This window comes from Mesorhizobium captivum (genome assembly GCF_033977165.1).
Classification (GTDB): Bacteria; Pseudomonadota; Alphaproteobacteria; order Rhizobiales; family Rhizobiaceae; genus Mesorhizobium; species Mesorhizobium captivum.
The window spans coordinates 1-25770 of the sequence record NZ_JAVIJB010000046.1; the positions used below are offsets into that span (position 1 = coordinate 1).

Sequence of the window (25770 nt, forward strand, 5' to 3'; positions counted from 1 at the left end):
AAAACTGTTCGCGATGTCCTCGCACACCTGTTCGCGATGTCCCCGGTCCAAACAAAGGGGAGAAGGGAAGGCGCTTCAAACCCGTTCACCCCATCCGCCCCCGCGCCGTCACCGGCAGTGTTTCCAGCACCCTTTCCCCGTCGATGAGATGCACCTGGTCGAACAAATTCGTCACCACGCAGCAATGGTCGGGCACGACCCGCACACGCTCGCCGATGCGAAGCTTGGCGCCTTCCGCGAGCGTGACATTGCCATGCTCTTCGCTGAGGCCGGTGACGCGGGCGCCGGGCATGCCGAGCAGCTCGCCGAAATCGGAGAGCCCGAGTGTATCCGAGGATAGCGCCTTGCTGCCGCTGTCGAGAATGGCGCGGGTCGGCGTCGGGTGGCTGACCACGGTGGCGAGCACCGTCAGCGCGCAATCGTCGAGAGTGCCGACGCCTTTGGCGACTTGGTAGCGGTCGAGATAGATGTACGTGCCGGGCCGATACTCGGTGACGACGCTGTCTTCGCCTGAGCGCCACATATCCGGCGTGCCGCCGCTTGAGATGCGTTGGCATTCCAGTCCTGTCGCGGCAAGCGTCTCGCGGGCGTTTATCAGCCAGGCCTCCGCTTCGGCGGCGCGGCCGGCGGCCGGATAGGTCATCAGCCCGCCGAAGGCGAGACCCTTGGCCTGATCGATCACCTTTGCGAGCGCAATCGCCTCGGCCGGGCTCTGCACGCCGCAGCGGCCCATGCCGGTGTCGCACTCGACCAGCACCTGCAGCGGGTGCCCGGCATCGGTGAACGTAGCGGCAAGCCCTTCCAGCGTCTCATGGCTGTCCGCCGTGACCGACAGCGTGACGCGGCCGTGCAGCGCCTTCAGCCGCTCCAGCTTGGCGCGGCCAAGGATGTTGTAGGGCAGAAAAATGTCGGTCAGCCCGGCATCGGCCATCACCTCGGCCTCGCCGATCTTCTGGCAGGTGATGCCGATCGCGCCGGCCGCGACCTGCTTCTTCGCCCAGTAAGGCAGCTTGTGCGTCTTGATGTGCGGCCTGAGCTTCAGCCCATGGCGATCGGCATGCGCCTGCGCCTTTTTGATGTTGGCTTCGGCGCGGGCCGCATCGATCAAAATCGCCGGCGTGTCGAGGTCGTCTATGCTTGCCATGAAGATCACCGTTCAAAGCATGTCTCCCGAAAGTGGGAACCGGTTTCGGGACAAAGACATGCACAAAAAATCAAAAGACCGGTGGAGGTTATGGGCCTGATCCGGCCGGATGTCACCGGGCCAGAGCCGTCAGTTTGCGTCGACAGCGGAACGGCATTGGGCTATTCGGATTGGCAGATTTCAGCAGGCAGCGGCCGGAAGGAAACAGGACCATGAAGCGCTCCAAAATCAACGACATCATCCGCGAGGCCGACGCTTTCATCCGCTCCTTCGGTTACATCATGCCGCCCTTCGCCTACTGGTCGCCGGAAAAGATGAAGGCTCACAAGGGCGACTCTTCGGCCATCTTCACCTCGCGCCTCGGCTGGGACATCACCGATTACGGCCAGGAGAAGTTTGATGAGCTTGGCCTGTTCCTGTTCACCGTCCGCAACGGCCGCTACGAGGACATGAAGCTCGGCATGGGCATGCTCTATGCCGAGAAGATCATGATCTCGCGCAAGGACCAGCTCTCGCCGATGCACCGCCACAACATCAAGGCCGAGGACATCATCAACCGCGGCGGCGGCAAGCTGGTGCTGGAACTGTTCATGCACGACCGCGACGGAGGCATCGATCCGAAGGCCGAAGTATCGGTGCCGGTCGACGGCACCATCACCAGGTTGCCGGCGGGCGGACTCCTGAAGCTCGACCCCGGCCAGAGCGTCACGCTGCTGCCCGGCGTCTGGCACGCCTTCTGGGCCGAGGGCAAGGACGTGCTGATCGGCGAGGTCTCGACGGTCAATGACGATCTCACCGACAACGTCTTCCGCGAGCCGATCGGCCGCTTCTCCAACATCGACGAGGATGTGGCGCCGGTGCACCTGCTGGTGTCCGACTACGAAAAGTGGGTGGGCTAGGGCGAGCTTCGGCGAAAGCTGCATTCACTGGAAGTCGAGCTTGGTGTCAGTGGGACGTTGGTTGCCGAGGGTCTAGGCAGCAGATCGTGATCGTGTAATGACGAACGAGGGAAGCAGTCTGCAACGAAGTATAAAGGCATTATTCGCCTTTACTTTGCTATTCGTGTTCGTCGTTTCAATATTAATCATTAACGGGATCGGGGGATGGGTAACATTATATGGAAAAGGGTATTTTTCTAGCGGTCACGTTATGAGAGGAGGTTTTCTAATAATTGTATCAGTAGTTATGATGTATGGATATATAAAGTACGACGATCATGAAAGAGGATTTAGAGGCAAACTCGCTGAAGGCCAGGCATTGATGGTCCGATTTATGCAAACAATGGGCATTCTCTTAATTTGTCTGTTTTTATTCCTAACGTCGTAGCTATAGAAAGAATAGCGCCTACCGCGCATACTTATCCGCCTTGCGATTCCCGAGCAGCAGCTTGCGCTCCAGATGCGCTCTGAGTTCGCCATAGTAGGCCGTGAGAAAGGCCTTTGAATCGACCGGTTCGACCTTGGCGCCGATCTTGCGGCCGATCGTTTCCGCCACCGCTTTCATCGCGAAATAGTCGTCGCGGCGCAGCACTTCCTCGAGCTTGTGCAGCTCGGCGATGCCGTAGGCGTCGAGCTGTGCCGCGCTGAACTGGAAGCGGGCCGCGACCGGATCCTTGCGCAGCGAAAGATCCTCGACCAGCGCCACTTTCGGCGCTTCGACCACCCAGGTTCCCGCAAGCAGGTCGCCGATCCTTAGCCGATCGCGGTTGAACAGCGGAAACAGCGAGAAGAGCAGCGCCCACACCAGGCCGAAGATCGTCGACAGCGTGTCGGCGACGCCGGCGCCGCCGCGCGCGGCCAGGATCGACAGCGGCAGGAACACCTCGATCTCGCGCATCAGGTTGCGCGCGATGACCTGGTCGAGCGTGAGACCGGCGCCGCTTCGCGAAGCGACGCGGACACCGACCAGGCGCTTGCCGGGCGTCGCCGCCCGCCGTCCCGCCTCGAAGGCGATGAAATAGACGTTGCGCAGCAGGAAGATGAAGATGATCCAGACGATGAAGAGCGGCTCCGCTTCCTGGACGCCAAGTCCGCCCAGGCCGAAGATCGCGACGAGGCTGACCACGACCGCGGCGGTGACGACGATCACCACGTCGAGCAGGAATCCCGAAGCCCGCGTGCCGGCATCCGCCAGCTTCACGCGCAGGTCCACGCCCTCCGGCGTGACCAGAGGACGCACGAGCGCGGCAGGGTTCCTAGCCGTTGCCATGCCGCACCGTCCGGAACAGGTAGAAATAAGAGATCCAGAGCGCCAGCATGCCGCCGCCGATCGAATAGCGGGCGACGTCGCCGGTGATCGTCTGCCGGCCTATGCCTTCGAGCAGGCCGGCGAACAGCAGCATCACCGCGACGCCGACCATGGCGGTCGCCGCCACGCGCCCGGCCCGGGCGGCCGCCGCCATGCGGGTCAGTTCGCCGGGAAAGGCGATTTTGGTGCCGATGCGCATGCCGGCCGCGCCAGCGATGGCGATCGCGAACAGCTCCGTCGTGCCGTGGATCGACAGCCAGCCGCCGAGCGCGAAGCCGAGACCCTTGGCCGCGTAGACCTGAAACAGGGCGCCCAGCATGCAACCATTCATCAGGATGATCAGCACGCTGGGCACGGCGAAGGCGAAGCCGAGCGCGAAGGCGAGGATCGACACTTGCGTGTTGTGGGTGAAGAGATAGGCGGCGAAGCCCGAGAGGAAATGGCCGCCGCCATCGCCGTAAAGCACGCTGCGCAGCATCTCGGCCGATGAATCCGGATTGCGCCCGCCGGCGAGACTCGGCGCGATGATGGCGTCGTACCAGCGCTTGTCGGAGGCGACCAGCCAGTAGCCGGCGATGGCGCCGATCACCGTGAGGGCGACCGACGTCCACACTTCGCGCCACAGGTCGCGGATCGCCGCCGGCCAGTCGCGCAGGAAGAAGTCGCCGATGCGCGTTCTCAACGATCGGCGCGCGCCGTAGAGATAGAAATAGCCGCGCAGGCAAAGCGCTTCGAGATAGGCGATCAGCGCGCTGTCGAGCGAGGTCGCGCGCGCCACCGAGAGCGAGGACAGCGCCGAGCGGTAGAGTAGAGGCAGCGATAAGAGCTCGTCTTCCGACAGAGCGCGCGGCGCGCGTTTCTCGACGCGGGCAAGCAGCGCCTCGAACGCCTTCCAATCGGCCTCGCGTTCCTGGCGGAAGCTCGCCAGCGACTGGCGCACGGCATCGGTGCCGGCGGGCAGCGTCATAACAGGTTCTCCTCCTTGAGCTGGATATAGCGCTCGACCAGCGCCGGGCCGAGCCGCTGGTGGTCGGCCTCGATGACATGCGCGCCGAGCAGCCTGAGGCGCCCGATCACCACCTGCCGCTGCCTGAGCAAGTCGCCCGCGGTCACCGCGCGAGCCACGTCTTCCGGGATCGCCGGCGCCATGTCGGCCAGCGTCTCCAACTCGACGTCCTTCATCAGCATGAACAGCACCAGATGCCGCTCGGTCAGCCGGCCGACGGTGCGCATCATCAATTCGGCGCTGATCGGATCGACGAAATCGGTGAAGATGATAACCAATGAGCGCCGGTCGAGCTTCGCCGCAAGCGTGGTCAGCGCCAGCGTGAAATTGGTCTCCTCGGTCGAATAGTCGATCTCGGCCGCACGCTTCTGGATCATGGTGAAGCTCGGCGAGCCGCGCACCGCGCCGCTCGACACGCGCGGCCTGGCGTCAAAGGAGAACAGGCTGACGAGGTCGCCGCCTTTCAGCGCAATGAAGGCGGACAGAAGTGCGGCCGTCACCGCGCGGTCGACTTTCGGCACGCCTTCGACCGGTTCGCACATCAGGCGGCCACTATCGATGGCAAGCACGATGTTGTTGTTCTCCTCGATGCGGAACTCGCGGGCCAAAAGCTTGCCGTGGCGGGCGCTGCGCTTCCAGTCGATCATGCGCCGGCCCATGCCGGGCTGATAGTCCTTGAGCGCCTCGAACTCGCGGCCCTGGCCGGCGCGCTTCTGCGCATGGCCGTCGGCAAGGGCCGAGCGCTGCAGCAGCGTGATCGCCTCGTCGCGCGCGCGGCTGACATCGGGCAGCACCGCAATCTTGCGGTCCATCGGCAGCACGACCTGGTTCCAGACCAGCCCGAACGGTCCCTGCCAGCGCAGCCACAGCCGATCGAAGCTGGCAATGCCGCGCCGGATGGCGTCGAATTCGAGATCGAGCGTGCCGCCATTCGCGGGCAGCGCGCCGCCCGTGCCGTTGACAGGCGCCAGCCGCTGATCGTGCCCGACGCGCGCCTGCAGGCGGCGCGGCCTTGCGCCGAGCCCAGCCGCGATATGAAGCGTGAAACGCCCGCCGACGCCGACCTGCGGCGGCGCGGTCAGCGTGGCGCCGAGCGAGGCGCGCCCGCGCCCGGCCGCCGCGTCGACCGCCAGGAAGGCAAGCAGCGCGCAGATCCACAACAGCCCGAGGTACCAGACATGCGGCAGCGCGAGCGCGATCAGGAAGGCGGGGATCGCCCCCGCCGCCGCTGCCCACACCGCTCTGCCGCTTGGATAGATCAACGCGGTGCTTCCGTCTGGTCGACGAGGTCGGAAACGATCTGCTCGACCAGCCGTCCGTCGATCTGCGCCGCCGGCGAGAGGATGACGCGGTGGCGCAGCGCCGGCACGGCTAGCGCCTTGACGTCGTCGGGGATGACATAGTTGCGGCCGTCGAGCGCGGCCCGGGCACGCGCCGCCCTGGCCAGCATGGCACCCGCGCGGGGACTCGCGCCCACTTCCAGATCCGGGCTTTCACGCGTGCCGCGCACGAGCGCCGCGATATAGCCGACGACATCCTCGACCAGCATGACGCCGCCGACCGTGGCCAGCGCGGCTTCAAGCGTCTTGCGATCGGTCTGCGCCGTGATGCCGTATTGCTCGATATTGTGCGAGGCCGAGCCGCCGCCGTGATGGATGATGATGGCGCGTTCTTCCTGCGCATCGGGGTAGCTCACCCGGTGCTTGAACAGGAAGCGGTCGAGCTGCGCCTCGGGGAGCGGATAGACGCCCTGATGCTCGATCGGGTTCTGCGTCGCCACCACCATGAAGTTCTTGCCGAGCGAATGCGTCGTGCCGTCGAAGGTGACGGCGTGCTCCTGCATGGCTTCCAGCAGTGCGGCCTGCGTCTTCGGCGGCGTGCGGTTGATCTCGTCGGCGAGCAAGAGGTCGCAGAAGATCGGGCCGCGCGTCAGCGTGAACTGGCCGCTCTGGAAGTTGTAGATGTTGGAGCCGACGATATCGCCGGGCATCAGGTCGGGCGTGAACTGGATGCGCCCATAGGCGACACCGAGCGCCTGCGCGAAGCAGCGCGCGGTCATGGTCTTGGCCGTGCCTGGCGGGCCTTCGAGCAAAATATGCCCGCCGGCAAACAGGGCCGTCAGCATCAGATCGACCGTGTCGCGCTGACCGGTGATCGCTTTCGCCACTTCTTCCCTGATCGCGCTCGCCAGGGCCTTCACTTCATCGACGTTCACCAAGCCTCCTTGCCGTCCAGTCATGCAGCTTTTCCGCTGCTTCATGCATTCCGGCCAAAGTATTGGAATCGTTCGCGGCCTTGAACCGCGCGGTGAAGCCGTTCGCTTCACTTTTGTCGCGGGAATCCAGCCAGCGGTCGAGCGCCTCGCCCTGCAGCCCATGCGGCGCGCCAAGCAGCGCGGCGGCGCGTTGGCGCATCAGCGCCGCGTAACGGTCGCCAAGTTCTTGCAGCCGGCCGGCGCGCTTCAGCAGCATCGCCGTGGTGTCGACCAGCGCCCGCTTGCCGAAGGCGATGGCGCGGCCTTCGGTTCGCGGCGGGCCGAACCGGCCAAGCCCATGCAGGAAGGCGAGCGCCGCGGCTACCAGCACCGACAGCGTCAGCGCCAGAAAGGGCGGCTCGACCAAGAGCTTGGCGAGATCGTAATTCTGGCCGATGCCGTGCAGCGTCAGGTCGAACATCACCGCGCCTTTCGCAGGCTCCAGCATGGCGATCATGTCGAGGGCCGCGGCGGCTTTTTGCGGATCCTTCAGCGCCGCGTTGTTGATGAGATCGGGATCGGTCAGGATGTAGAAGGGCTCGTTGTCGAGCTCGGTCAGAATGGCCTTGCCGTCACCCGCCGAGATCAGAGGGTGGTCGTCGGCCACCCATTGCAGCTCTTCGGGCATGGCGATCTTGCGGCCTTGAACGTCGATCCGATCGACCGTTGGCTTGCCGTCGCCAAGCTTCGCCTTGGCGAGCCGGCCGAGCCAATCGTTGACCACCGTGGTGGGCAGCCGCTCGACCTTTGTCTCCCAGCCGTCATTGCCCAGCAATGGCATGGTTTGCCATTTGGGCAGCACGAACAGCGTGTCCTTGCCCGAGCGGAGCTTGACGATGCGCTGGAGTGCTGCCGGGTCGCTTCCCGGCGCGATGGTGACGATCAGCAGGAAGGTGGACGCCAAAGCGGATTCCAGGTCCTTCTCGCCGCGCGCCATCGGTGGCGCCTGCCCGTTGGTGAGCTTCAGCCATTCGACTAGTCCGGCATAGCCGGTGCCGCCCTTGGAAAGGGGCGTGGTGCCGCCCTCCGGCTCGCGGAAGTCGGGGGCGTAGGTCGAGAGCAGGAAGAACCCGGCAGCCGCCAGCAGGCTAGCGAAGATGCCCCAGAACAACGTCCTGCGGCTGAACGGCGCCTCTTCTGTCTCGGCCGCCTCCGCGCTCATGCCCAGGCGTCCCGAAAGGCGAAGCGTTCATAGGCGCCGCGCGCCTGCTGCCAGCCCTCGGCGCCGACCGGCCGGCGGGCAAACAGCGCGGCCTCGACGATGCGCGCGATCTCGCTGAAGGCCGTGCGGGGGCGGGTGGGGATCGAGCTCGCGGCGGCGATGTCGCGCGCGGTGAGCGATGGGCGCAGGAAATCGGGCAGGCGGGTGGCGATGGCGGCGACGCTGCGGCGTAAAAGAAGATGCACCGCCTCGTCATACTCGCCGCGCGCAGCGAGCGCGTCGGCCTCGGAGAGCAGGATCTGCGCCGTACCCGCATCCGGGCGCCATTCCTCCTTCGCCTCCGCCTCCTTGCGGGCGCGCCGCCACGGCAGCCGCCAGGCGACACCCTTTGCTTCGAGGATGAGCAGGAACACGATGATCGCGACGCCGGTGATCACCGCGCCCCAGAACAGATAGATCATGTAAGGGCCGATCTTCGCCAGGGCTTCCAGCAAAGGCTTCAGCCATTCCGGCGGCTCCGGCCGCACCAGCGCCGGCAGGTCGAACTGGATGGAATCGTCCGCCAAAAGCTGCTTGTGCATCTTGGCCAGCCATTCGGCGTCGGCCGTGCCCGGCTCTGTCACCCGCGCGTTCCCCCTGCAACCTGCGGTTCGGCTCCGACACTGGCAATATGCCTAGACAATTGCAAGTGCACTGGACGCGGCCCATCAATCTTGGCAAATTTACTTTGAAGTCGCCGAATTGGATGCGGCGGCTCGGGGGAAACTATCATGACCACTGCGACATTGGGACGACCCGGCAGATTCGAGATCGGCAGGGTGTTCAACACCACTTTCGGTGTGATTACGCGCAACATCGGGCTTTGCGTTGGATTGGCCCTGCTCTTTTCGGGGCTGCCGACATTTCTTTTTCAGCTCTGGAATGAAGCTCGGATGAGTAAGTTGGCAGGCGTCGATACGTCCAACCTCGCGCTGGCCGACCCGAATGTGGTGATCCGGGATTCACTCTTCACCTTTGCCTTTGGTCTTGTTTATTTCCTTCTATCGCTACTGCTGCAGTCGGCCCTGGTCAGGGCAACGATCGAAGACCTGAACGGCAAGAAGCCCGGCTTCGGCGACAGCATTCAGATTGCCCTTCAGTGCCTTTTGCCCACGATCGGCATCGGAATTTTGGTCGCCCTCGGCACGGGCATCGCCTCCTTGGCGCTGCTGGTGCCCGGCATCATCCTGTGGCTTGGCTGGTCGGTATCGGTGCCGGTTCTGGTGCAGGAGCGTCGCGGCGTTTTCGGCTCGATGTCGCGCAGCCGGGCGCTGGCCAAGGGCAACCGTTGGTCTCTCTTCGGCCTGTTCGTCATCCTTTTCATACTGGCAATGGTCATCCAGGCGGTTCTTGGCACCTTCGTCTACCTCTTTGGCACCGGCATTATCGGTTCCGTAGTCGGCGCCGTGGTTTCCGCGGTGATGTCGACGGTTATGTCCACGGCGACAGCCGTCAGCTATGTCGAACTGCGCCAGGTCAAGGAAGGCACCAGTGTCGACGAACTGGCGGAGATTTTCTCGTAGCGAAGCGATCACCGCCGTCCTCCGATGAGGGCGGCGGCCAGCTGAGTCAGTAATAGCAGCAGTGCCTTGATCGCACGCTCGTGCGGCATAGGCAGGACGAGGTGATCGGCACATCCACCCTGCCAAGTGCTGTGGCAAGTTTCGCCTCGAGGCCGGGCAGTTTCTCGCTCTCGCCGCGCCGCTTCAGGCATTCGACCAGCCCGTGCAGCGCCCAGACATTGTCCGGGTGCTCCGCGCAGTGCTGGACTGCGCCGCTGAGGCCAAGGTCGTCGCGACAGGCTTCCGCTGCGTGGCCCTGGCCGAGGAGAAGTGCGGCCAGCGCGTGGCGTGGCGCAAACGCTTCTCAGCCGTCGAACCGGGCCGGACGAAACGGTTCAAGCAACGGGCTGGGCGTGCCGCTGACGATCTCGCCGGCCAGCAATTCGCCCGCGACGAGGCCAAGCGTCGCGCCGCTGTGGCTGAAAACGACGTGATAGCCGGGAATGCCGGTCAGCTTTCCGATCACCGGCTCGCCGTCCGCCGGAATTGGCTTCGGCCCCATGTGATGACTTTCCAGCGCCAGCGTCGGGTTGCCTTCAAGCACTTTCGAGGCTTCCTCGAGCAGCCCGGCGATCGTTGACGGCTTTGCCTCGTAAGTGCCGTCGTCGTGCACGATGACTTCATCCTCGGACCAGGCCGAGTCGAGCGCGAAGGCGCCGTTCGGCGTCGGTCGGATGGCGACGCGCGGCGTGTTGAGCACGGCGCGCAGCGGATGCGGGACCGGTTTGCTGAAGACGAGCAGCGCGCGCGTCGTGCCGTCGCCGATGCGCTTGCCGACCTTGGCCGCCATGCCAGGGACGGCTGGGCCCGTCGCGACGACAACAGCATCGCAATCGACTGTCTGGCCGGAGGCCGTCTTCACGCCACTAACGCGGCCATTGGCGAGGGTGACGTCGGCGGAGCCGGCGTCGGCGAGAACGCGGCCGCCCCGGTCGCGGAATTCGCCTAGCAGCAGGGCGATGAGCGAAGGCAGGTCGACCCAGCCTTCGCCGGCATTGAAGATCGCACCCTGCGGTGACACGGCGCCGGCGTCGACGCCCGGCGTGACGGCGGCGATATCGCCCGGCGCGACCAGTCGCGTCTCATAGCCGATCACCTGTTCGTGACGGAAGATTTCCTTGATCTGGTTGGAAGCGTCGTCCGCGTCCCAGGTGAGCCCGCCATCAAGGCGCAGCCAGGCGCCGCAGTCGTGCTTTGTCGCAAATGCCCTGTAGCGCTCGATACCCTGCATGCGGAGTTTGTGGTAGGCCACCGACCGCTTTCGCGCCGAGTTGAGCCAGGCGAGCGAGCGCGACGACGCGCCGTTGGCGACCGGGCCGTCATTGACGATGGTCGTCTCTGCACCCAGCCGGGCGAGATGGACGGCCGTGGAAACGCCGAAGATGCCGCCGCCGATGACGGCGACCTTGAGGGCGGATTTTTCGGTCATGGATGCAGCTTTCGATGGTCTGACGGTTGGTTTTACGGGGGCGCCGGGCCCGGCCGGCGCGGCAAGAATCGTTCACAGCACCTCGGCGAGGAATTGCTTGAGCCGGGGACTCTTCGGCCTGTCGAAGATTTCCACCGGCGGGCCGACCTCGACGATGCGGCCCTCGTCCATGAAGGCGACCTGATCCGCCACCTTGCGGGCAAAGCCCATCTCATGGGTGACGACAATCATCGTCATACCGCGCCGGCCGAGATCGGCCATCAGGTTGAGCACGCCCTTGACGAGTTCGGGATCGAGCGCGCTCGTCACCTCGTCGAACAGGATGACCTCGGGGTCCATGGCCAGCGCGCGGGCGATTGCCACGCGCTGCTGCTGGCCGCCCGACAGGCGGCTCGGCCGGTAGTCCGCGCGCGCGGCAAGGCCCACCTCATAGAGGCGCGCTTCGGCCAGGCGCCGTGCCTTGCTTCCCGCCATGCCTTTGATCTTGGTGAGCGCCAGCATAACGTTCTCGATCGCCGTGTGGTTGGGGAACAGGTTGAAATGCTGGAAGACCATGCCGACGCGCCGGCGCAGCGTTTCCGGCTTGATCGCCAGGATGCTTTCGCCATCGAGCAGCACGTCGCCGGCCTTGGGTTCGACTAGCCTGTTGAGGCAGCGCAGCAGCGTCGATTTGCCGGAGCCCGAGGGGCCGATGACGCAAGTGACCGTTCCCGGCTCGACCTTGAGCCGGATCTTTCTCAGCACCTGCAACTCGCCATAGGCCATGTCGAGATCGCGCACTTCGAGGCTGCCGGCCTTGATGGCGGGCTGTGCCACCTCGTGACGGGGCTTGCCCACCGTGTCCTTCAACTCGCCGACCTCGACGAGGCCGCTGACGACACCGCCAGGCTTCTGCTTGCCGAGCCGCAGGCGGTTGTCGATGTAGTTGACGACGTGGGTCAGCGGCACAGTGATGATGAGATAGAACATGCCGGCCAAGAGAAGCGGCGACAGATTGCCGGTGACCACCGCCTGGTCCTGGCCAATGCGGAATATCTCGCGCTCGGAGGCGAGCAGGCCGAGGAAGTAGACAAGGCTGGAATCCTTGACGTTGCCGATGAACTGGTTGACCAGCGCGGGCAGCACGCGGCGCACACCCTGCGGGATCACGATCAGCCGCATGCCCTGGCCATAGCTCATGCTGAGCGCGCGGCAGGCTTCCATCTGACCGCTTTCGACGCTCTGGATGCCCGAGCGGAAAATCTCGCCGATATAGGCGCCGGCAATCAGGCTGAGCGCCACGATCCCGAGCGGGTAAGGAGAGGGCCCGAAAATCTCTCGGCCGATGCGGGCAAAGCCTTGCCCGATCAGAAGAATGGTGAGGATCGCCGGCAGCCCGCGAAAAATGTCGGTATAGACGCGCGCTGGGACGCGCAGCCAGGCGGAGCGTGAGATGCCCATCACGGCAAGCACCATGCCGATAAGGATGCCGAGCACCGTCGATGCCGCGGCAAGGATCAGGGTGTTCTTCAGCCCGACCGCAAGCAGCGCCGGCAGCACCGAGGCCATCGCGTCCCAGTCGAAGAAACTGCGCTGAAGATTTTCTAACCAATCCATCCGTCAACCTGCTTTGCACGGCGGCGCGATCGCCGCGCGCGATCGCTCATGGCCTGCCGAAAGGGGCCGCCGGCATTCGCGCCGGCGGCCAAGCGCGGCTCAGTTCTTCTTGGGGAGATATTGCTCCGGCATCGGCGATCCGGGGAACCATTTCTGGTAAAGGTCCCGCCAGGTGCCGTCCTGCATGGCTTCGTGAATGCCCTTGTTGAGCGCTTCGCGGAAGGCGTCATTGCCCTTGCGCACGACGAAGCCCGCGGGAGCGTCGAAGGACGGGATGTTGATGGCGATCTTCAGGGCCGGATAGCGCTCGCCATATTGTTTTGCCGCCTCATAGTCGAGGAAGTGCCCGTCGACCGTGCCGTTGTTGAGCGCGGCTATTGCCGAGTTGTTGTCCGGGAACTTCACCAGGTCGGTGTTCTTGAAGTTCTTGCTGGCATAGATCTCCTGCAGCGTGCCCTGGACGACGCCGAGGCGCTTGCCGGCGAGACCCTCCGGCGAGGTGATCTTGGGATCGGACGTCAGCACCGACAGGTAGCCGGCGAGATAGCCATCGGAGAAATCGACCGCCTTCTTGCGCTGCTCCGTCGTTCCTATTGCCGCGACCGCGACGTCGAAGCGCTGGTTGGCGACCGAGGGCATCAGCGCCGAGAATTCCTGGCCGGTGAATGTCACCTGATCCGGCTTGAAGCCCATCCGGCCCACCACGTTCTGGAAGAATTCGAGGTCGAAGCCGGTGAACTTGCCGTCCGCCGTGGTGAAGGCATAGGGCTTGGCATCGCCCATCGTGCCGACGCTGATCACCGTGGGATCGATAAGATTGTACGGATTGTCCGCCGCCCAGGCCTTGGGCAGCGACAGGGCGGCAAGCGCGACTGCGAAGACGAAAGAGCCGATGCGCTGCCGCCGGCTCGATGTGAAAAGACCTCTGATGTTCATGGCTGTTCTCCACTCTGAAGATCAGTTCGTGCGCGCGGCGCAGCGAACAATTTCGACACGGCCTGCGATCCGACGCCTCCGGGCGTTCTTTTTCTTGTGAGACCGGTCTCAAATAGGGGTGAGACCGGTCTCTTGACATTTGTAGGCACAGGAACGACGATCCGTCAAACGAATTTGAAAGCGACTTTTCCACAATGAAGCGCCCACCCAAGGCCCCCTCCGTCACCGTCAGCGATGTCGCACGCGAGGCGAAGGTTTCGAAGGCGACCGCCGCGCGGGTGCTTGGCGGCTACGGCCGGGTAAGCAAGACGGTGCGCGCCGCCGTGCTCGAAGCGGCGAAGGCGCTCGACTACCGGCCGAATGAGCTGGCGCGCAGCATGACCACCGGCCGGTCGGGCAGCATCGGCGTCGTCGTCGGCGACATCGAGAACCCGTTCTTCTCGCTTGCGGTGCGCGGCATAAGCGACGTCGCGCGCCTGTCGGGCATCAACGTCATCCTGGCCAATTCTGGCGAGGAGGTCGAGGCCGAGAAGAGCGCGATACGCGTTCTGTTGGCAAAGCAGGTCGACGGCCTGATCGTGACGCCCGCCCAGTCTGGAGATATCGCTCACCTTAAGGAGATCACCTGCCCGTTGGCACTGCTCGACCGGGCATTGCCGGAACTCGACGTCGACACGGTAACGGTCGATGACCGCAATGCCGCGCTACGTGCCACGCGCATGTTGACGCAAACGGGGCACCGCAGGATCGCCTATGTCACCGCCGCGGTGCTGTCGGGAGATTTTCGCGGCGCCGAGTCGAGGATCAACACCTCCACTGTGCGGGAGCGTATCCTGGGCTTCCTCGAAGCCTGCCGCGAAGCCGGCATAGAGGGGGCGGAGCGCAACATTCATTTCGGCAGCGGGCGATCGGACAGCGCGCACGCCGTGCTGCAACGTCTGCTCCGGAATGCGGGACGGCCGACGGCGATCCTTGCGTCCGACAGCGTCGTGGCGCTCGATCTGTTCAAGGCGATCCGCGAATGCGGGCTCAGCATTCCGAGCGACATATCGCTGATCACCTTCCACGACGCCGACTGGACAAGTGTGACGACGCCGCCGATCACCGTCATCGACCAGCCGGTTTATGCATTGGGGAAATCCGTGGCGGAGCTCTTGATCCGCCGCCTGAAGGGCGATGATCGGCCGCCCGAGAGGATCGTCCTGCCGACGACGATCATCGAACGGATGTCGGTAGGCAGTCGCCCGAGCCAATCGGGCGATCGATCTTACTCATGAAAGCAGATGCAAACCGGCCGGCGCGGCTCTGCTGAGCCACGCCGGCCGAGCGAGTCCCTGGCAGGATCAGGACTCCAGCCAGACCGTCTCGAAATGCTGCTCGAGCGCCTGGTGCTGCACGCAGCCGTGCACGCCCTTGCGGTAGGTGCGGTAGACCGAGCGCCAGTAGGGCTGGATGATGACGCCGGAGTCGCGCAAATTCTGCTCGATCTTGGCCATGATCTCCTTGCGCGCCGCCGCGTCGGGCGTCGCCAGCGCCTTGTCGAGAAGTTCGTCGAACTCCTTGTTCGAATAGGCGCTTTCGTTCCAGGCGGCGCCCGATTTATAGGCGAGCGCCAGCACCTGGACGCCGAGCGGTCGGCCGAGCCATTCGGTGCAGGAATAGGGGAACTTGCTCCAGTCGTTCCAGAAGGTCGCGGCCGGCAGCACGGTGCGCTTGATCTTGAGGCCAGCCTCGCGGATCTGGGCGGCGATGGCGTCGGCGGTGCTCTTCTGCCATTCGATATCGACCGAGATCAGCTCGTATTCGTGGTCGGCCTTGCCGGATTCGGAGAGCAGCTTCTTGGCTTGATCGACATCGCGCTTGGCCGGTCCGATATCGGCGAATTCCGGATGCATCGGGCCGACATGGTGATTGTCGGCGGGCTTGCCCCTGCCGTCGAGGCCGAGCTTCAGCACGGCCGCATTGTCGACGGCAAGCTGGGCGGCGCGGCGTACCTTGACGTCGTCATAGGGCTCATTGCCGACATTGAAGCGCGCGACGATGGTCGAGCCGGTGGCGATCTCGGAGTTCTGCAGGCCCATCTGCTCGGTCTGCGACACCGCGTCCGAAGCGGTCTCGTGGTCGGTGTCGATCTCGCCGGATTCGAAGGCCGACAGCATGGCGTTGGGGTCGGAGCCGTAATCGACCCATTTGATGCCGTCGAGATAGAAGTCGCCCTTCCACCACGGCTTCTCCTTGCGCTTCACCTCGGCGCCCGTCTCGGCATCCCAACTCACCAACTCGCACGGGCCGGTGGTGATAGCCAAAGCCTTCTTCGGGTCGGCGTCGCCCTCATAGGAGCGGTGCATGATCAGCGCCGGATAGTCGGCCATGCCGGCTATCAGCGAGATGTCGGGCTTGGGCAGGTTGAGCTTGACGGTGTGGTCGTCGACCTTCTGGATGCCGCCGTCGACCGGCTTCTTGGTGTCGGCATTGACCAGCGCGCCCATGCGCGCGGCGACCGAATTGCCGGCGGCCGAAGCATCGCACCAGCGGTTGAGATTGTGGATCACGTCGTCGGCATTGAAAGTATCGCCGTTCGACCAGGTGACGCCCTTGCGCACATGAAGCGTGATCGTCCTGGCGTCGTCGCTGGTTTCCCAGCTTTCGAGCAGCCATGGCTCGAAGCTGAAGTCGGTTTTCCAGCGCACCAGATATTCGTTGCATTGGCGCGCGACATTCGACATCTCGACGCCGTCGAAGGTGCGAGGATCCTTGAAACCCTTGACGTTCATGGCGACGCGCAGCACGCCGCCGCGCTTCGGCTCCTCGGCGCGGGCGGGCGAGGGGGTAAGTCCGCCCAAGGCCAAGGCGCCGGCGGCGCTGACGCCCAAGCCAGCCATCAGCGCCAGATATTCGCGCCGGCTGATCGCGCCTGTCTTGAATTCGTCGGCGGTTGGCTTGGCCCGCGGGTGCAGTTTTCTGTCGGTCAGCATGAATTTCATCGTCGTTCCCTCTTGGTTGGGCGCGCGGTGTCGCCAGATACAGGGCGGATGCGACCGCCGGGGCGCCGTTGCCTTCCAGGAATGATAGGTCCGCTTTCCGCAACGAAATGTTTGGTTTTCCGCAGTTCTTGTGCGCTGTTCCGCATGACGTGCGTACAGCCAATCTCCCCCCTTGTGGGGGAAGATGCCCGGCAGGGCAGAGGGGGGGCGCTGTCCCGCCAGCGTCTCAGCTGATTGGAGCTGCCTTCACAGGAACTGAATGTTAGGAAGCCGAAGGGTCGCGATCCTTCGCGCCCCCTCTGGCCTGCCGGCCATCTCCCCCACTTGGGGGGAGATTAGCGCCTCATCGCCGGCACCCAGCCTGGCGATGTCGCCAATAATCCTCGCAAACGCCTCCGCAGATCGCGGCACCATCGGCCTTGCTCGTAGAAAACTGTGCACCAGGCGCGGCTCCTCGCGCCACCAGGCGCGGCCGCCGGCGGCGAGGATGCGGTCGCGATAGTTCTCGCCGTCAGACGACAGCGGATCGCATTCGGCGGTGACGATGACCGTCGGCGGCAGGCCGGAGAAATCGCGATCCCTGAGCGGCGAAAACGTCGGGTCGTCGGGTGACTGCCCGGGCGCCGAGCGGACGCGGCGGTAGAAGTCGATATCGGCGAGCGTCAGCAACGGCGCCTCGGCGTGTTCGATATAGGACCGCCCGGTCTCGTCGCCGCCCAGACTGGGATAGATCAGCACCTGGCCGATGGCATGCCTTGGATGATGCCGCGTCGTCTGCGCTACCGCCGAGGCGAGATTGCCGCCGGCGCTCTCGCCGCACAGCACGATCGGCAGCTTGCTCGTCGCCGCGACCCACTCGAACACCGCCAACGCATCGTCGAAGGAGGCCGGGTGCAGATGCTCCGGCGCCAGCCGGTAGTCTGCCGAGACCACCTCGAAGCCGGTGCCGGCGCAGATCTCGGCACAGATGTCGTCATGGCTGTCGAGGTCGCCGAGCACGAAGCCGCCGCCGTGATAGTAGACGACGATCGCTGATGCCGCCTTTGCCGCCATGCGGTAGCGCCGCACCGGGACCGCATGCGCAGCCGTGGCGACGAGACCGTCACCGGTCGCCACGCCTTCGGGATGTCCCTGGTGGAACGCCACGCACATTTTGTCATAGACCGCGCGCTGCTCGGCAATGGGTGCAGCCACGATCTCCGGCGGGTACCAGCTGTTGACCTTGTCGATGTAGTCCCAGAGTTCCGGATCGAGCAGGGCGGCATATTTGCCGCGCCCTGCCGGATCGGAGCGGTCGTTGGCCATCGCCGTCAGAGCTCGGCGTAGAGCCGGGCCGCGTTCTCGAAGGTGAAGCGCAGCGGCACCGAGCCCTCGACTTGCCAGACGCTCACCGTGTCGCCAGCCATCAGCCGGCAGGCGTCGAGCGTGTTGGTGACGGCGCCGCCATAGAGCCGGTTGGCCATGTTGAGAATGCCGGTCTGGTGCATGGCTGCACTGGCACTGCCGCAGGCGTCCTTGACCAGCAGAACGCGAAAACCGCGCGCCACCGCGTCCTTCACCGTGGCGTCGATGCAGGCTTCGGTCCAGACCCCTGCAATCACCAGCCATTCGATGCCGGCTGCCTTGAGCTTGTCGGCGAAGTCGTTCTTGCCGAAGGCGCTGGCTTCCTGCTTGATCAGCATCGTTTCATCGTCTTGCGGCGCGACCTCATGGCAGATCGCCGTCAGCGGATCGTCCTTGTCGGAGAAGGCCGATTTGCCGCTGTCATCCACTGGATGGAAAGGCCGCGCTTCGGCCAGGTCGACGATATAGGCCCAATGGTGGAGCGGCACGAAATTGCGCCGCGCCGCGTCTTGCAGCCGCTGGACGTTGGCGAGAATGCTGTCGAAGTCTTCGACCAGATAGCGCTTGTCTTTGCGGTGCTCCTCCTGGAGATCGATGAACACCGCGGCCACCGTGCCGCGCCGAATGGAAATGGGCGTTTTCATGCGAATGTGCTGTCGATGCGTCGGCGCTACTTGTCAAGAAATTCGTCTTCATACGGGAAGCGCGAGAGCAGCTCCGTCCCCGTCTCGGTGATCAGGATCTCGTCCTCCAGCTTGACGCCCTCGCGGCCGCCCTTCTCGCCGATATAGCTTTCGACACTGACCACCATGCCGGGCACGATGATGCCGTCGCGGCCATAGGTCTCGTAATCCATCGCATGCGCGATGAACGGCGTCTCGCCATGCATGCCGACGCCGTGCATGACCGAGGTGTAGCGCTGGTCGACGAAGCGATCCGGAATCTTCCACGCCTTCTCGGCGATCTCGCGGAACGCCATGCCGGGCTTCACGACCCCGATGTTGTGCTGCACCTGGTCGTGCGCCATGCGGTAGAGCGACTTCTGGTAAGGCGTCGGCTTGCCCGGGCCGCAGCGGAAGGTGCGGGAGAAGTCGGAATAATAGCCGTAGCAGCCGATCGTGTCGGTATCGAGCGCGACCAGCTCGCCCGGCCTGATCTTGCGGCCGCTCGCCTCGTTGAACCATGGGTTGGTGCGCTGTCCGGAGGTGAGCAGCCGGGTCTCGATGAACTCGCCGCCCTGGCGGATCACCTCGTGATACATGATGGCGAACAGCTCGTTTTCGGAAACGCCGGGCTTGATCGCCTCGCGCACGGCAGCCACCGCGGCTTCAGCGCCCGCCATCGAGGCCTGCAGGCACTTTACCTCCTCCGACGTCTTCACAGCGCGCACCGCCAGGATCTCGCCCTGGCAGTCCTTCACCTCGCAGCCGCGCTTTTCCAGCGCCAGCGCCTGCAGATGGCTGCAGCGGTCGAGGCCGAGCTTCATCGAGCCGCCGCCATGCTTCTTCAAAAGCTCGGTGATCTCGTCCGCGAACGGCCCGGCGGTCTCGTCGTCGCGGCCGGAGACGGATGACCAGACGAGCTTCGACGGCCGCGCCTCGTCGATCGTGTCGAGCACCATCGAGACATGGTAGCTCTGCGGATATTCGAACAGCACGATCGGCCCTTCGGTCGGGATGAAGAAGTAGCGGGTCGAATTGCGCAGGAAATAGCCGAACATGTTGCGCGAGCCGGTGGCGTAGCGCTGGTTGTATGGATCGAACAAAACGACGCCGCCATAGCCCGCCTCGCGCATCCAGGCTCGCAGTTTTGCCAGCCGCCCCTTGCGCAGCGCGTCCGCGTTGATGAAGGACGGCTCGGTGTCGGAAAGCCACATGCCGCCGGCGGGATCGGCCGCGGCCGGATGGCGCATGCGGTCCTTGAAGTCCACATCCTCGGTGCTGTCGGGGTCGAATACGACGATGCTCATGGGCGGCCTCCTGTTCTTGGCGAACATAGCCGTGCAGGATGCAGAGCTTGTGCGGCATTCCGCAAATGTCGTGCCGGATGCCGCAGAGGTGGCGGCGGGAAAACGAGAAACGCCGCGATCCTTCGCGCCCCCCTCAGTCCTGCCGGACATCTCCCCCACAAGGGGGGATCGGATGTCACGCAGGGCTTCGCCAATCTCCAACGCCGAAAGGGAGAGCCGGCGCTGAAGCTGCCAATCTCCGCCCAAGTGGGGGAGATGTCCGGGAGGACAGAGAGGGGCGCTGTCCCGCCGACGTCTCACCGCGCCAGCGCGCACAGCACCTTAATGCCGCCGCATCGCCTTGGGCGCCTGCCCATGCTCCTCGCGAAAGGCCCGCGCAAAGCTCGACATCGAAGCAAATCCGCAGGCCAGCGCCACGTCGCGCACCATCAGCGTCGAATGCGCCAACAGGTCGGCGGCGCGCTTCAGTCTGAGCCGCCGGTAGTAACCGTTGGGAGAAATGCCCAGCTCGGCGCGGAAATTTCGCTCGAGCTTGTCGGACGACACGCCCAGCCGCTCGGCGAGGTCGGCCATGCTGAGCCTTTCCTCCACCGCGTCCTCCATGATGGCGATGGCCGACAGCACCAGCTCGTTCTGGACGCCGGTGCGCAGACGCAGCGGCATCAGCTTGCGGTCGACGCTCGACCGCAAGGGAGAGTGCACGAACCATTCGGCGACACCGGCGGCGAGCTCGGCGCCGTAATCGCGCGTGATGATCTCCAGCATCATGTCGAGGCTGCCGACGCCGCCGGCGGAGGTGAAACGCTTGCGGTCGATGACGAAGAGGTCGCGCCTGAGCTCGATGTCCGGGAACGCCTCGGTGAAGGCGGCCTGGCTGGTCCAGTGCAAGGTGCAGGCGTGCCCGTCGAGCAGGCCCGCGCGGGCGAGGAAGAACGCCGCGTCCGCCACGGCGCCGATATGCGCGCCGCCGCGCAGGCTTTTCCTGATCCAGCTCATCGCCTCGTCGGCCACGACATGGTCGGCGTCGCCACCCGAGCAGACGACGATGCGGTCGACCTTCGGCGCGCCCGCCGCGGAAAAGCCGGGCTGGATGACGACGCCGTTCGATGCCTCGACGGTGCCAGGATCAGCGCCGACGATCACCCAGCGGTAGCATTCGCGCCTGGCAAGAATGTTGGCGCCGCGCAGTGGCTCGATGACGGAAGAAAACGCCATCATCGGAAAGCCGGGAAAGACCAGCACCGCGAAGGTGACGGGCGCTTCGCTCGCCGACGGTTTTGCCTGGTTCTGCGCAGTCATGACTGGCGGCCGTAGCGGGGCAGAACGATGTCGGCGGTGAGCGGCGCGAGCTCCATGTCGCTTGCCAGCTCCGGGCTCAGCCAGATCATTTCCTCGATCTCGGCTGCCGGCATCGGCTTGCCCGCGATCGACAGTTCGAACAGTTCGGCCTCGACGCGGGCATCCGGCTCGTGGGCGGCGGGCGCCGAAAAGCAGCCGAGATGGAAGGCCGCAGCCGGATCGACGACGATGCCTAATTCCTCCCGCAATTCGCGCGCAAGTGCGGTAGCGGGCGCCTCGCCCGGCTCGATCTTGCCGCCGGCCTGCATGAAGGTGCTGGTGCCGCGCTTGCGCACCAGAAGCAGCTTGCCGCTGTCATCCCGGATCACGGCGGCGGCGATCCGAATCGTCTTGGCATGGCTGGAAGTCACGATAGGCTGTTTCCCGACGGCGGCTTTGGTGGCAGAGAGGGCAGGACTGTAGCGGGCGTATCCGCGCCCTTGCAACGGAGAAGCAACCAGGATGTTTGCGGCAACCGCTATCGACACGAGCAAGAAGCCGGCCTTCTACGATGAGTTGGCTGTGCAACTGAAAGCGCTGCTGGAAGGCGAGGGCGATTCCATCGCCAACGCCGCCAACACTTCGGCGCTGATCTACCAGATGGTGCCCGACCTCAACTGGGCCGGCTTCTATTTCCTGCAGTCCGACGAAGAGCTGGTGCTCGGACCCTTCCAGGGCAAGCCGGCCTGCGTGCGCATCGCGGTCGGCAAGGGCGTCTGCGGCACGGCGGTCGATCTCGGCATGTCGATGCTGATCAAGGACGTGCACGATTTTCCCGGCCACATCGCCTGCGATGCCGACTCGCGTTCGGAACTGGTCGTGCTGCTGCGCGACGCCGACGGCGTGTTCGGCGTGCTCGATCTCGACAGCCCGCTGCCCAGCCGCTTCGACAAGGAAGACCAGGCCGGCATCGAGAAGCTGGCCGCGATCTATGTCGCGGCGAGTTCTTTCGAGGATTAGGCGAGCTTCACCAGTGTCAGGCTGAAGCCCGTGATGAAGATGAAGGCCGACAAGGCCAGCATCAGCGGGCGCAGGCCGCGTGAGCGCAGCTCCGAGATGTCGGCCTGAAGGCCCATGGCGGCGAGCCCCATGGTCAGCATGATCTGTGCGGAAAGAGCAACCGCCGAATGAACTTGCGTCGGCACCGTCACCAGGCTGTTCAGCGCCACCACCGCGACGAAGGCTACCACGAACCACGGCATCGGCGGCTTGGCGGCGGAAGAATCAGTGCTGCCGCGGCGCGCCATCAGGCCAAGCGCGATCACCATCGGCGCCAGCATGGCGACGCGCGTCAGCTTGGCGACGGTCGCGGTCTCGCCGGCCTGGGCGCCATTCTGGAAGCCGGCGCCGATCACCTGCGCCACCTCATGGATCGAGGCCCCGGCCCACAGGCCGAACGCGTGCTGGTCGAGGCCGAACAGAGGCGCCAGCAGCGGGAAGCCGAGCATGGCGACCGTTCCAAACAGTGTGATCGCGGCGACGGCGTAGGTGACGTCTTCGTCGCGAGCATCGGTGACGATGTTGGTGGCGACGATGGCCGAGGCGCCGCAGATCGAGGTGCCGGCCGCGATCAGCTGCGCCAGCTTGGCGTCGACGCCGATCAGCCGGCCAAGCGTGACGGTGAACAGGAAGGTCGCGCCAAGCGTGGCGGCAACGATGCCGACACCGTCAAGGCCGATGCCCGCCACCTGGCCAAGCGTGAGCTGGAAGCCGAGCAGCACGATGGCGAAGCGCAGCAGCCGGCGCTGCGCGAACGCGATGCCGCCCTTGGCATGGGCGGGCGTACCGAGAACTTTGGAATAGACCATGCCAGCGACGACGGCGAGGATCATCGGGCTGAACAGCGTGAGGCCGGAGAGATTGCGCGCCGAATAGGCGACGCAGGTGATCATCGCCACCAGCACGATTCCCGGCACAGCACCGGCCCGCATCGAAGTGAGAGCCGGGCCCTTGCTTCCGGAATCGGCTGAATTCAGGCCGTGTGGAAGATCGTTCGCGGCAGCGGGCAGGAAAGACAATGCAATTCTCCGGATATGTTGTCCGGGGAAATGGCATTCCAGAACCAATCTTTCCAATAAATTATTCGAGTTGTAATGATCGATTTTTCCGAACGATGTGCCGATAGGGCGACGGCTCGCCGACCGGCTTGACAGCGTCGCGGCTCCTGGTCCAGCTTCGCGCCATGACCGCCTTTCCCGCAAACCCGCAGCGACGCCGCCGTTCGAAGGCGCGGCAAGCTGATTGCGTTAAGACAAAGGCCGGCTAGCAAGCAAAACCGGTTCGTCCATCACCAGCCCCGCCCATCGAAACGATCGGCGGGTTTTTTGCATTTGGAGCGTCTGAATGACTGTCCTTTCTTCCATCGAGTTTCGGCCGGCTGGCCCGGCGGATGCCGCCGCCATCAAGATCATCGTGCGGGCGGCCTACACCAAATGGGTGCTGGTGATTGGCCGCGAGCCCTTGCCGATGCGCGCCGACTACGACAAGGCGCTGGACGAACACCAGTTCGAGCTTGCCATCGAGGGCGGCCGCATCGTCGGCCTGATCGAAACCATGGTGCATGACGACCACATCTGGATCGAGAATGTCGCCGTGGCGCCGGAAGCGCAGGGCAGGGGGATCGGGCGGAAGCTGCTCGACAGCGCCGAGCGCAAGGCCGTTGAAGCCGGCCGCAGGGAACTTCGGCTGCTGACCAATGGCGCCTTTGAAGCCAATGTGCTGCTCTATCGCAAGCACGGTTACACGATCGATCGCGAAGAACCGTTCATGAACGGGACAACGGTCTATATGAGCAAGCGGTTGGCGCCTTAAAAGCATGTCTCCCGAAAGTGGGACCGGTTTCGGGACAAAGACATGCGTAAAATCAAAAACCTAAAGCGCACGGAGCGAATCTGAAAGATCGCGACGCGCCTTAGGTCTTGTCTTCATGGATGTCGTTTTCCCGAAACCGCTGCACAGTTTCGGGCGGTATGCATCGGGAATTCAACGTGGCTCAGTCACCTGCGCTTGTGTTTGACAGGGCGGTTGCGGCATCGTTATCTCTGACGATATACGACGATCGCCTCACCGCAATCGAAGCCCGGCGGCCCACAGGGAGCGAAAGCATGTCACACGATCTGCAGTTCTATATCGACGGCGCCTGGGTCGACCCTGTGGTGCCGAACAATTTCGACGTCATCGACCCATCAACTGAGGACGCTTTCGCGCAAATTTCACTCGGCACCAAGGCCGATGTCGACAAGGCGGTGGCCGCCGCCAAGCGCGCCTTCGCCACTTTCGGCTTCACCGAGGTCGAGGAGCGGCTCGATATCCTCAACCGCGTCATCGACGTCTACAAGAAGCGCAGCAAGGACCTCGCGCTCGCCGTCTCGCGCGAGATGGGCGCGCCGCGCCAGATGGCGCTGGACAGCCAGGTCGGCGTCGGCCAGGCGCATCTTGAGAAGATGGCCGAGGTGCTGAAGACTTTTCAGTTCCGCCACGTCAGAGGCTCGTCACTGATCGTCAAGGAGCCGATCGGCGTCGTCGGCCTGATCACGCCGTGGAACTGGCCGCTCAACCAGATCACCTGCAAGGTCGGCCCGGCTCTCGCCGCCGGCTGCACCATGGTGCTGAAGCCTTCGGAAATCGCGCCGCTCGACGCCATCATCTTCGCCGAGATCGTCGACGAGGCCGGTGTGCCGAAGGGCGTCTTCAACCTCGTCAATGGGGACGGCCCGACGGTCGGGCAGGCTTTGGCCAGCCACCCGGACGTCGATATGATGTCGTTCACCGGCTCGACGCGGGCCGGCATCCTGGTCGCCAAGGCGGCCGCCGATACGGTCAAGCGCGTGCATCAGGAGCTTGGCGGCAAGTCGGCCAACATCCTGTTCCCAGATGTCGATCTCGAAAGGGCGGTCACCAAGGGCGTCGCGGGCTGCTTCGGCAACAGTGGCCAGTCCTGCAACGCGCCGACCCGCATGTTCGTGCCGCGCGACCGTCACGACGAGGCGGCCGGTTACGCCAGGAAGGCGGCGGAGAAATTCACCGTCGGCCCGGCCGATGCGCCCGGCTCGAAGCTCGGCCCGGTGGTCAGCCAGCTGCAGTTCGACAAGATTCAAGGGTTGATCCAGAGCGGCATCGAGGAAGGCGCGACCCTGGTCGCAGGCGGCCCTGGCCGTCCGGCAGAACTCAACCGCGGTTATTATGTCCGCCCGACCGTCTTCGCCAACGTGACGCACGACATGCGCATCGCGAAGGAAGAAATCTTTGGGCCGGTGCTGTCGATCATGCCTTACGACACGGTCGAGCGGGCGATCGAGCAGGCCAACGACACCGTCTTCGGCCTTGCCTCCTACATTCAGGCCAAGGACATCGAGAAGGCGCGTCAGGCGGCTGCCCGCATGCGCTCCGGCAACGTCTACATCAACTACCCGGCCTGGGACGCCGGCCTGCCCTTCGGCGGCTACAAACAGTCCGGCAACGGCCGCGAATACGCCGAGTATGGTCTGGAGGATTTTTTGGAGATCAAGGGCATCGCGGGATATGAGGCGGCGGAGTAGGGCTCACGAGTCCGCGCTCGGAGGATCAAGCCTCCGAAGAAACTTGACCAAGGGCGCGGCCCCGGCCGCGCCGTGGTCGCGCAGCTGGAATGGCTCGCTGAAGCGGCGGTAGCTCGAAGAGCGAATGGCCATATCTTCTTGCCGCTGGTTTGTAATCAAACCTGCATGCGAACCTTCATATTAGAAATCTCTGTAGTTCAAGTTGCTGCGCTCGTCGAATAA

The 25770-nt window shown here is 64.5% G+C and carries 23 protein-coding genes; 6 read left to right on the top strand and 17 right to left on the bottom strand.

Annotated elements, in window-relative coordinates; genetic code table 11:
- Positions 1-85 precede the first annotated feature (85 nt).
- Positions 86-1144, bottom strand: a complete 1059-nt coding sequence (locus RFM40_RS28115) for a D-TA family PLP-dependent enzyme (RefSeq protein WP_320229059.1) — start codon at positions 1142-1144, stop codon at positions 86-88.
- Positions 1145-1356: 212 nt separating this feature from the next.
- Between RFM40_RS28115 and RFM40_RS28120 the strand changes: the two genes are divergently transcribed.
- Positions 1357-2043 (top strand): D-lyxose/D-mannose family sugar isomerase, encoded by a 687-nt coding sequence (locus RFM40_RS28120; protein WP_320278626.1) that lies wholly within the window; start codon positions 1357-1359, stop codon positions 2041-2043.
- A gap of 445 nt (positions 2044-2488) precedes the next feature.
- Here the strand turns inward: RFM40_RS28120 and RFM40_RS28125 are convergent, their stop codons facing one another.
- From RFM40_RS28125 to RFM40_RS28150, 6 genes are read right to left on the bottom strand one after another with little or no spacing between them, the layout of a single operon-like run.
- Complete coding sequence (locus tag RFM40_RS28125) at positions 2489-3352, bottom strand: RDD family protein (protein ID WP_320278627.1); 864 nt, start codon at positions 3350-3352, stop codon at positions 2489-2491.
- Positions 3339-4358 (bottom strand): stage II sporulation protein M, encoded by a 1020-nt coding sequence (locus tag RFM40_RS28130; RefSeq protein ID WP_320278628.1) that lies wholly within the window; start codon positions 4356-4358, stop codon positions 3339-3341. The genes RFM40_RS28125 and RFM40_RS28130 overlap by 14 nt, the downstream gene beginning before the upstream one ends.
- Positions 4355-5659 carry a DUF58 domain-containing protein gene (locus RFM40_RS28135; RefSeq protein ID WP_320278629.1) on the bottom strand — a complete coding sequence of 435 codons (1305 nt, stop codon included), beginning with the start codon at positions 5657-5659 and terminating at the stop codon, positions 4355-4357. Before RFM40_RS28135 ends, RFM40_RS28130 begins: the two co-directional genes overlap by 4 nt.
- On the bottom strand, positions 5656-6612 hold the full coding sequence (locus RFM40_RS28140; RefSeq protein WP_320278630.1) for an AAA family ATPase: 957 nt from the start codon (positions 6610-6612) through the stop codon (positions 5656-5658). The genes RFM40_RS28135 and RFM40_RS28140 overlap by 4 nt, the downstream gene beginning before the upstream one ends.
- A complete protein-coding gene (locus tag RFM40_RS28145) occupies positions 6599-7813 on the bottom strand; it encodes a DUF4350 domain-containing protein (RefSeq protein WP_320278631.1) in 1215 nt (404 codons plus the stop codon). The genes RFM40_RS28140 and RFM40_RS28145 overlap by 14 nt, the downstream gene beginning before the upstream one ends.
- Positions 7810-8436, bottom strand: a complete 627-nt coding sequence (locus RFM40_RS28150) for a DUF4129 domain-containing protein (RefSeq protein ID WP_320278632.1) — start codon at positions 8434-8436, stop codon at positions 7810-7812. The genes RFM40_RS28145 and RFM40_RS28150 overlap by 4 nt, the downstream gene beginning before the upstream one ends.
- A 147-nt stretch (positions 8437-8583) precedes the next feature.
- Here RFM40_RS28150 and RFM40_RS28155 point away from each other — a divergent pair, with 147 nt between their 5' ends.
- Positions 8584-9375 carry a DUF7847 domain-containing protein gene (locus tag RFM40_RS28155; RefSeq protein ID WP_320278633.1) on the top strand — a complete coding sequence of 264 codons (792 nt, stop codon included), beginning with the start codon at positions 8584-8586 and terminating at the stop codon, positions 9373-9375.
- Positions 9376-9718: 343 nt separating this feature from the next.
- Here the strand turns inward: RFM40_RS28155 and RFM40_RS28160 are convergent, their stop codons facing one another.
- From RFM40_RS28160 to RFM40_RS28170, 3 genes are all read right to left on the bottom strand, one after another.
- A complete protein-coding gene (locus RFM40_RS28160) occupies positions 9719-10843 on the bottom strand; it encodes an NAD(P)/FAD-dependent oxidoreductase (protein ID WP_320278634.1) in 1125 nt (374 codons plus the stop codon).
- A 72-nt stretch (positions 10844-10915) separates the two neighbouring features.
- Complete coding sequence (locus RFM40_RS28165) at positions 10916-12439, bottom strand: amino acid ABC transporter permease/ATP-binding protein (protein ID WP_320278635.1); 1524 nt, start codon at positions 12437-12439, stop codon at positions 10916-10918.
- 99 nt (positions 12440-12538) lie between these two features.
- Complete coding sequence (locus RFM40_RS28170; protein WP_320229761.1) at positions 12539-13375, bottom strand: ABC transporter substrate-binding protein; 837 nt, start codon at positions 13373-13375, stop codon at positions 12539-12541.
- A 194-nt stretch (positions 13376-13569) separates the two neighbouring features.
- Between RFM40_RS28170 and RFM40_RS28175 the strand changes: the two genes are divergently transcribed.
- Positions 13570-14652 (top strand): LacI family DNA-binding transcriptional regulator, encoded by a 1083-nt coding sequence (locus tag RFM40_RS28175; protein WP_320278636.1) that lies wholly within the window; start codon positions 13570-13572, stop codon positions 14650-14652.
- A 66-nt stretch (positions 14653-14718) separates the two neighbouring features.
- Here RFM40_RS28175 and RFM40_RS28180 read toward each other — a convergent pair whose 3' ends face one another.
- From RFM40_RS28180 to RFM40_RS28205, 6 genes are all read right to left on the bottom strand, one after another.
- A complete protein-coding gene (locus tag RFM40_RS28180) occupies positions 14719-16359 on the bottom strand; it encodes an ABC transporter substrate-binding protein (protein WP_320278637.1) in 1641 nt (546 codons plus the stop codon).
- A gap of 246 nt (positions 16360-16605) precedes the next feature.
- On the bottom strand, positions 16606-17664 hold the full coding sequence (locus tag RFM40_RS28185; protein ID WP_320278638.1) for an alpha/beta hydrolase: 1059 nt from the start codon (positions 17662-17664) through the stop codon (positions 16606-16608).
- Between the two features lie 5 nt (positions 17665-17669).
- Positions 17670-18347 carry an isochorismatase family protein gene (locus RFM40_RS28190; protein ID WP_320229766.1) on the bottom strand — a complete coding sequence of 226 codons (678 nt, stop codon included), beginning with the start codon at positions 18345-18347 and terminating at the stop codon, positions 17670-17672.
- Positions 18348-18373: 26 nt separating this feature from the next.
- The gene (locus tag RFM40_RS28195) at positions 18374-19672 is read right to left on the bottom strand and encodes a M24 family metallopeptidase (RefSeq protein WP_320229767.1); all 1299 of its coding nucleotides are present in this window, start codon (positions 19670-19672) and stop codon (positions 18374-18376) included.
- 321 nt (positions 19673-19993) lie between these two features.
- The gene (locus RFM40_RS28200) at positions 19994-20971 is read right to left on the bottom strand and encodes a GlxA family transcriptional regulator (protein ID WP_320229769.1); all 978 of its coding nucleotides are present in this window, start codon (positions 20969-20971) and stop codon (positions 19994-19996) included.
- Positions 20968-21381: an NUDIX hydrolase gene (locus RFM40_RS28205; RefSeq protein ID WP_320229770.1), complete on the bottom strand. Its 414-nt coding sequence runs from the start codon at positions 21379-21381 to the stop codon at positions 20968-20970. The genes RFM40_RS28200 and RFM40_RS28205 overlap by 4 nt, the downstream gene beginning before the upstream one ends.
- A gap of 91 nt (positions 21382-21472) precedes the next feature.
- Here RFM40_RS28205 and RFM40_RS28210 point away from each other — a divergent pair, with 91 nt between their 5' ends.
- The gene (locus RFM40_RS28210; RefSeq protein ID WP_320229771.1) at positions 21473-21970 is read left to right on the top strand and encodes a GAF domain-containing protein; all 498 of its coding nucleotides are present in this window, start codon (positions 21473-21475) and stop codon (positions 21968-21970) included.
- Here the strand turns inward: RFM40_RS28210 and RFM40_RS28215 are convergent.
- Positions 21967-22941, bottom strand: coding sequence for a YeiH family protein (locus RFM40_RS28215; RefSeq protein WP_320278639.1), 975 nt, complete (start codon positions 22939-22941; stop codon positions 21967-21969). The two genes, RFM40_RS28210 and RFM40_RS28215, sit on opposite strands and share 4 nt — an antisense overlap.
- 412 nt (positions 22942-23353) lie before the next feature.
- Here RFM40_RS28215 and RFM40_RS28220 point away from each other — a divergent pair, with 412 nt between their 5' ends.
- Together RFM40_RS28220 and RFM40_RS28225 are read left to right on the top strand one after the other, a co-directional pair.
- On the top strand, positions 23354-23821 hold the full coding sequence (locus tag RFM40_RS28220; protein ID WP_320229773.1) for a GNAT family N-acetyltransferase: 468 nt from the start codon (positions 23354-23356) through the stop codon (positions 23819-23821).
- Between the two features lie 293 nt (positions 23822-24114).
- A complete protein-coding gene (locus tag RFM40_RS28225; protein ID WP_320229774.1) occupies positions 24115-25548 on the top strand; it encodes an aldehyde dehydrogenase family protein in 1434 nt (477 codons plus the stop codon).
- The last annotated feature ends 222 nt before the right edge of the window (positions 25549-25770 follow it).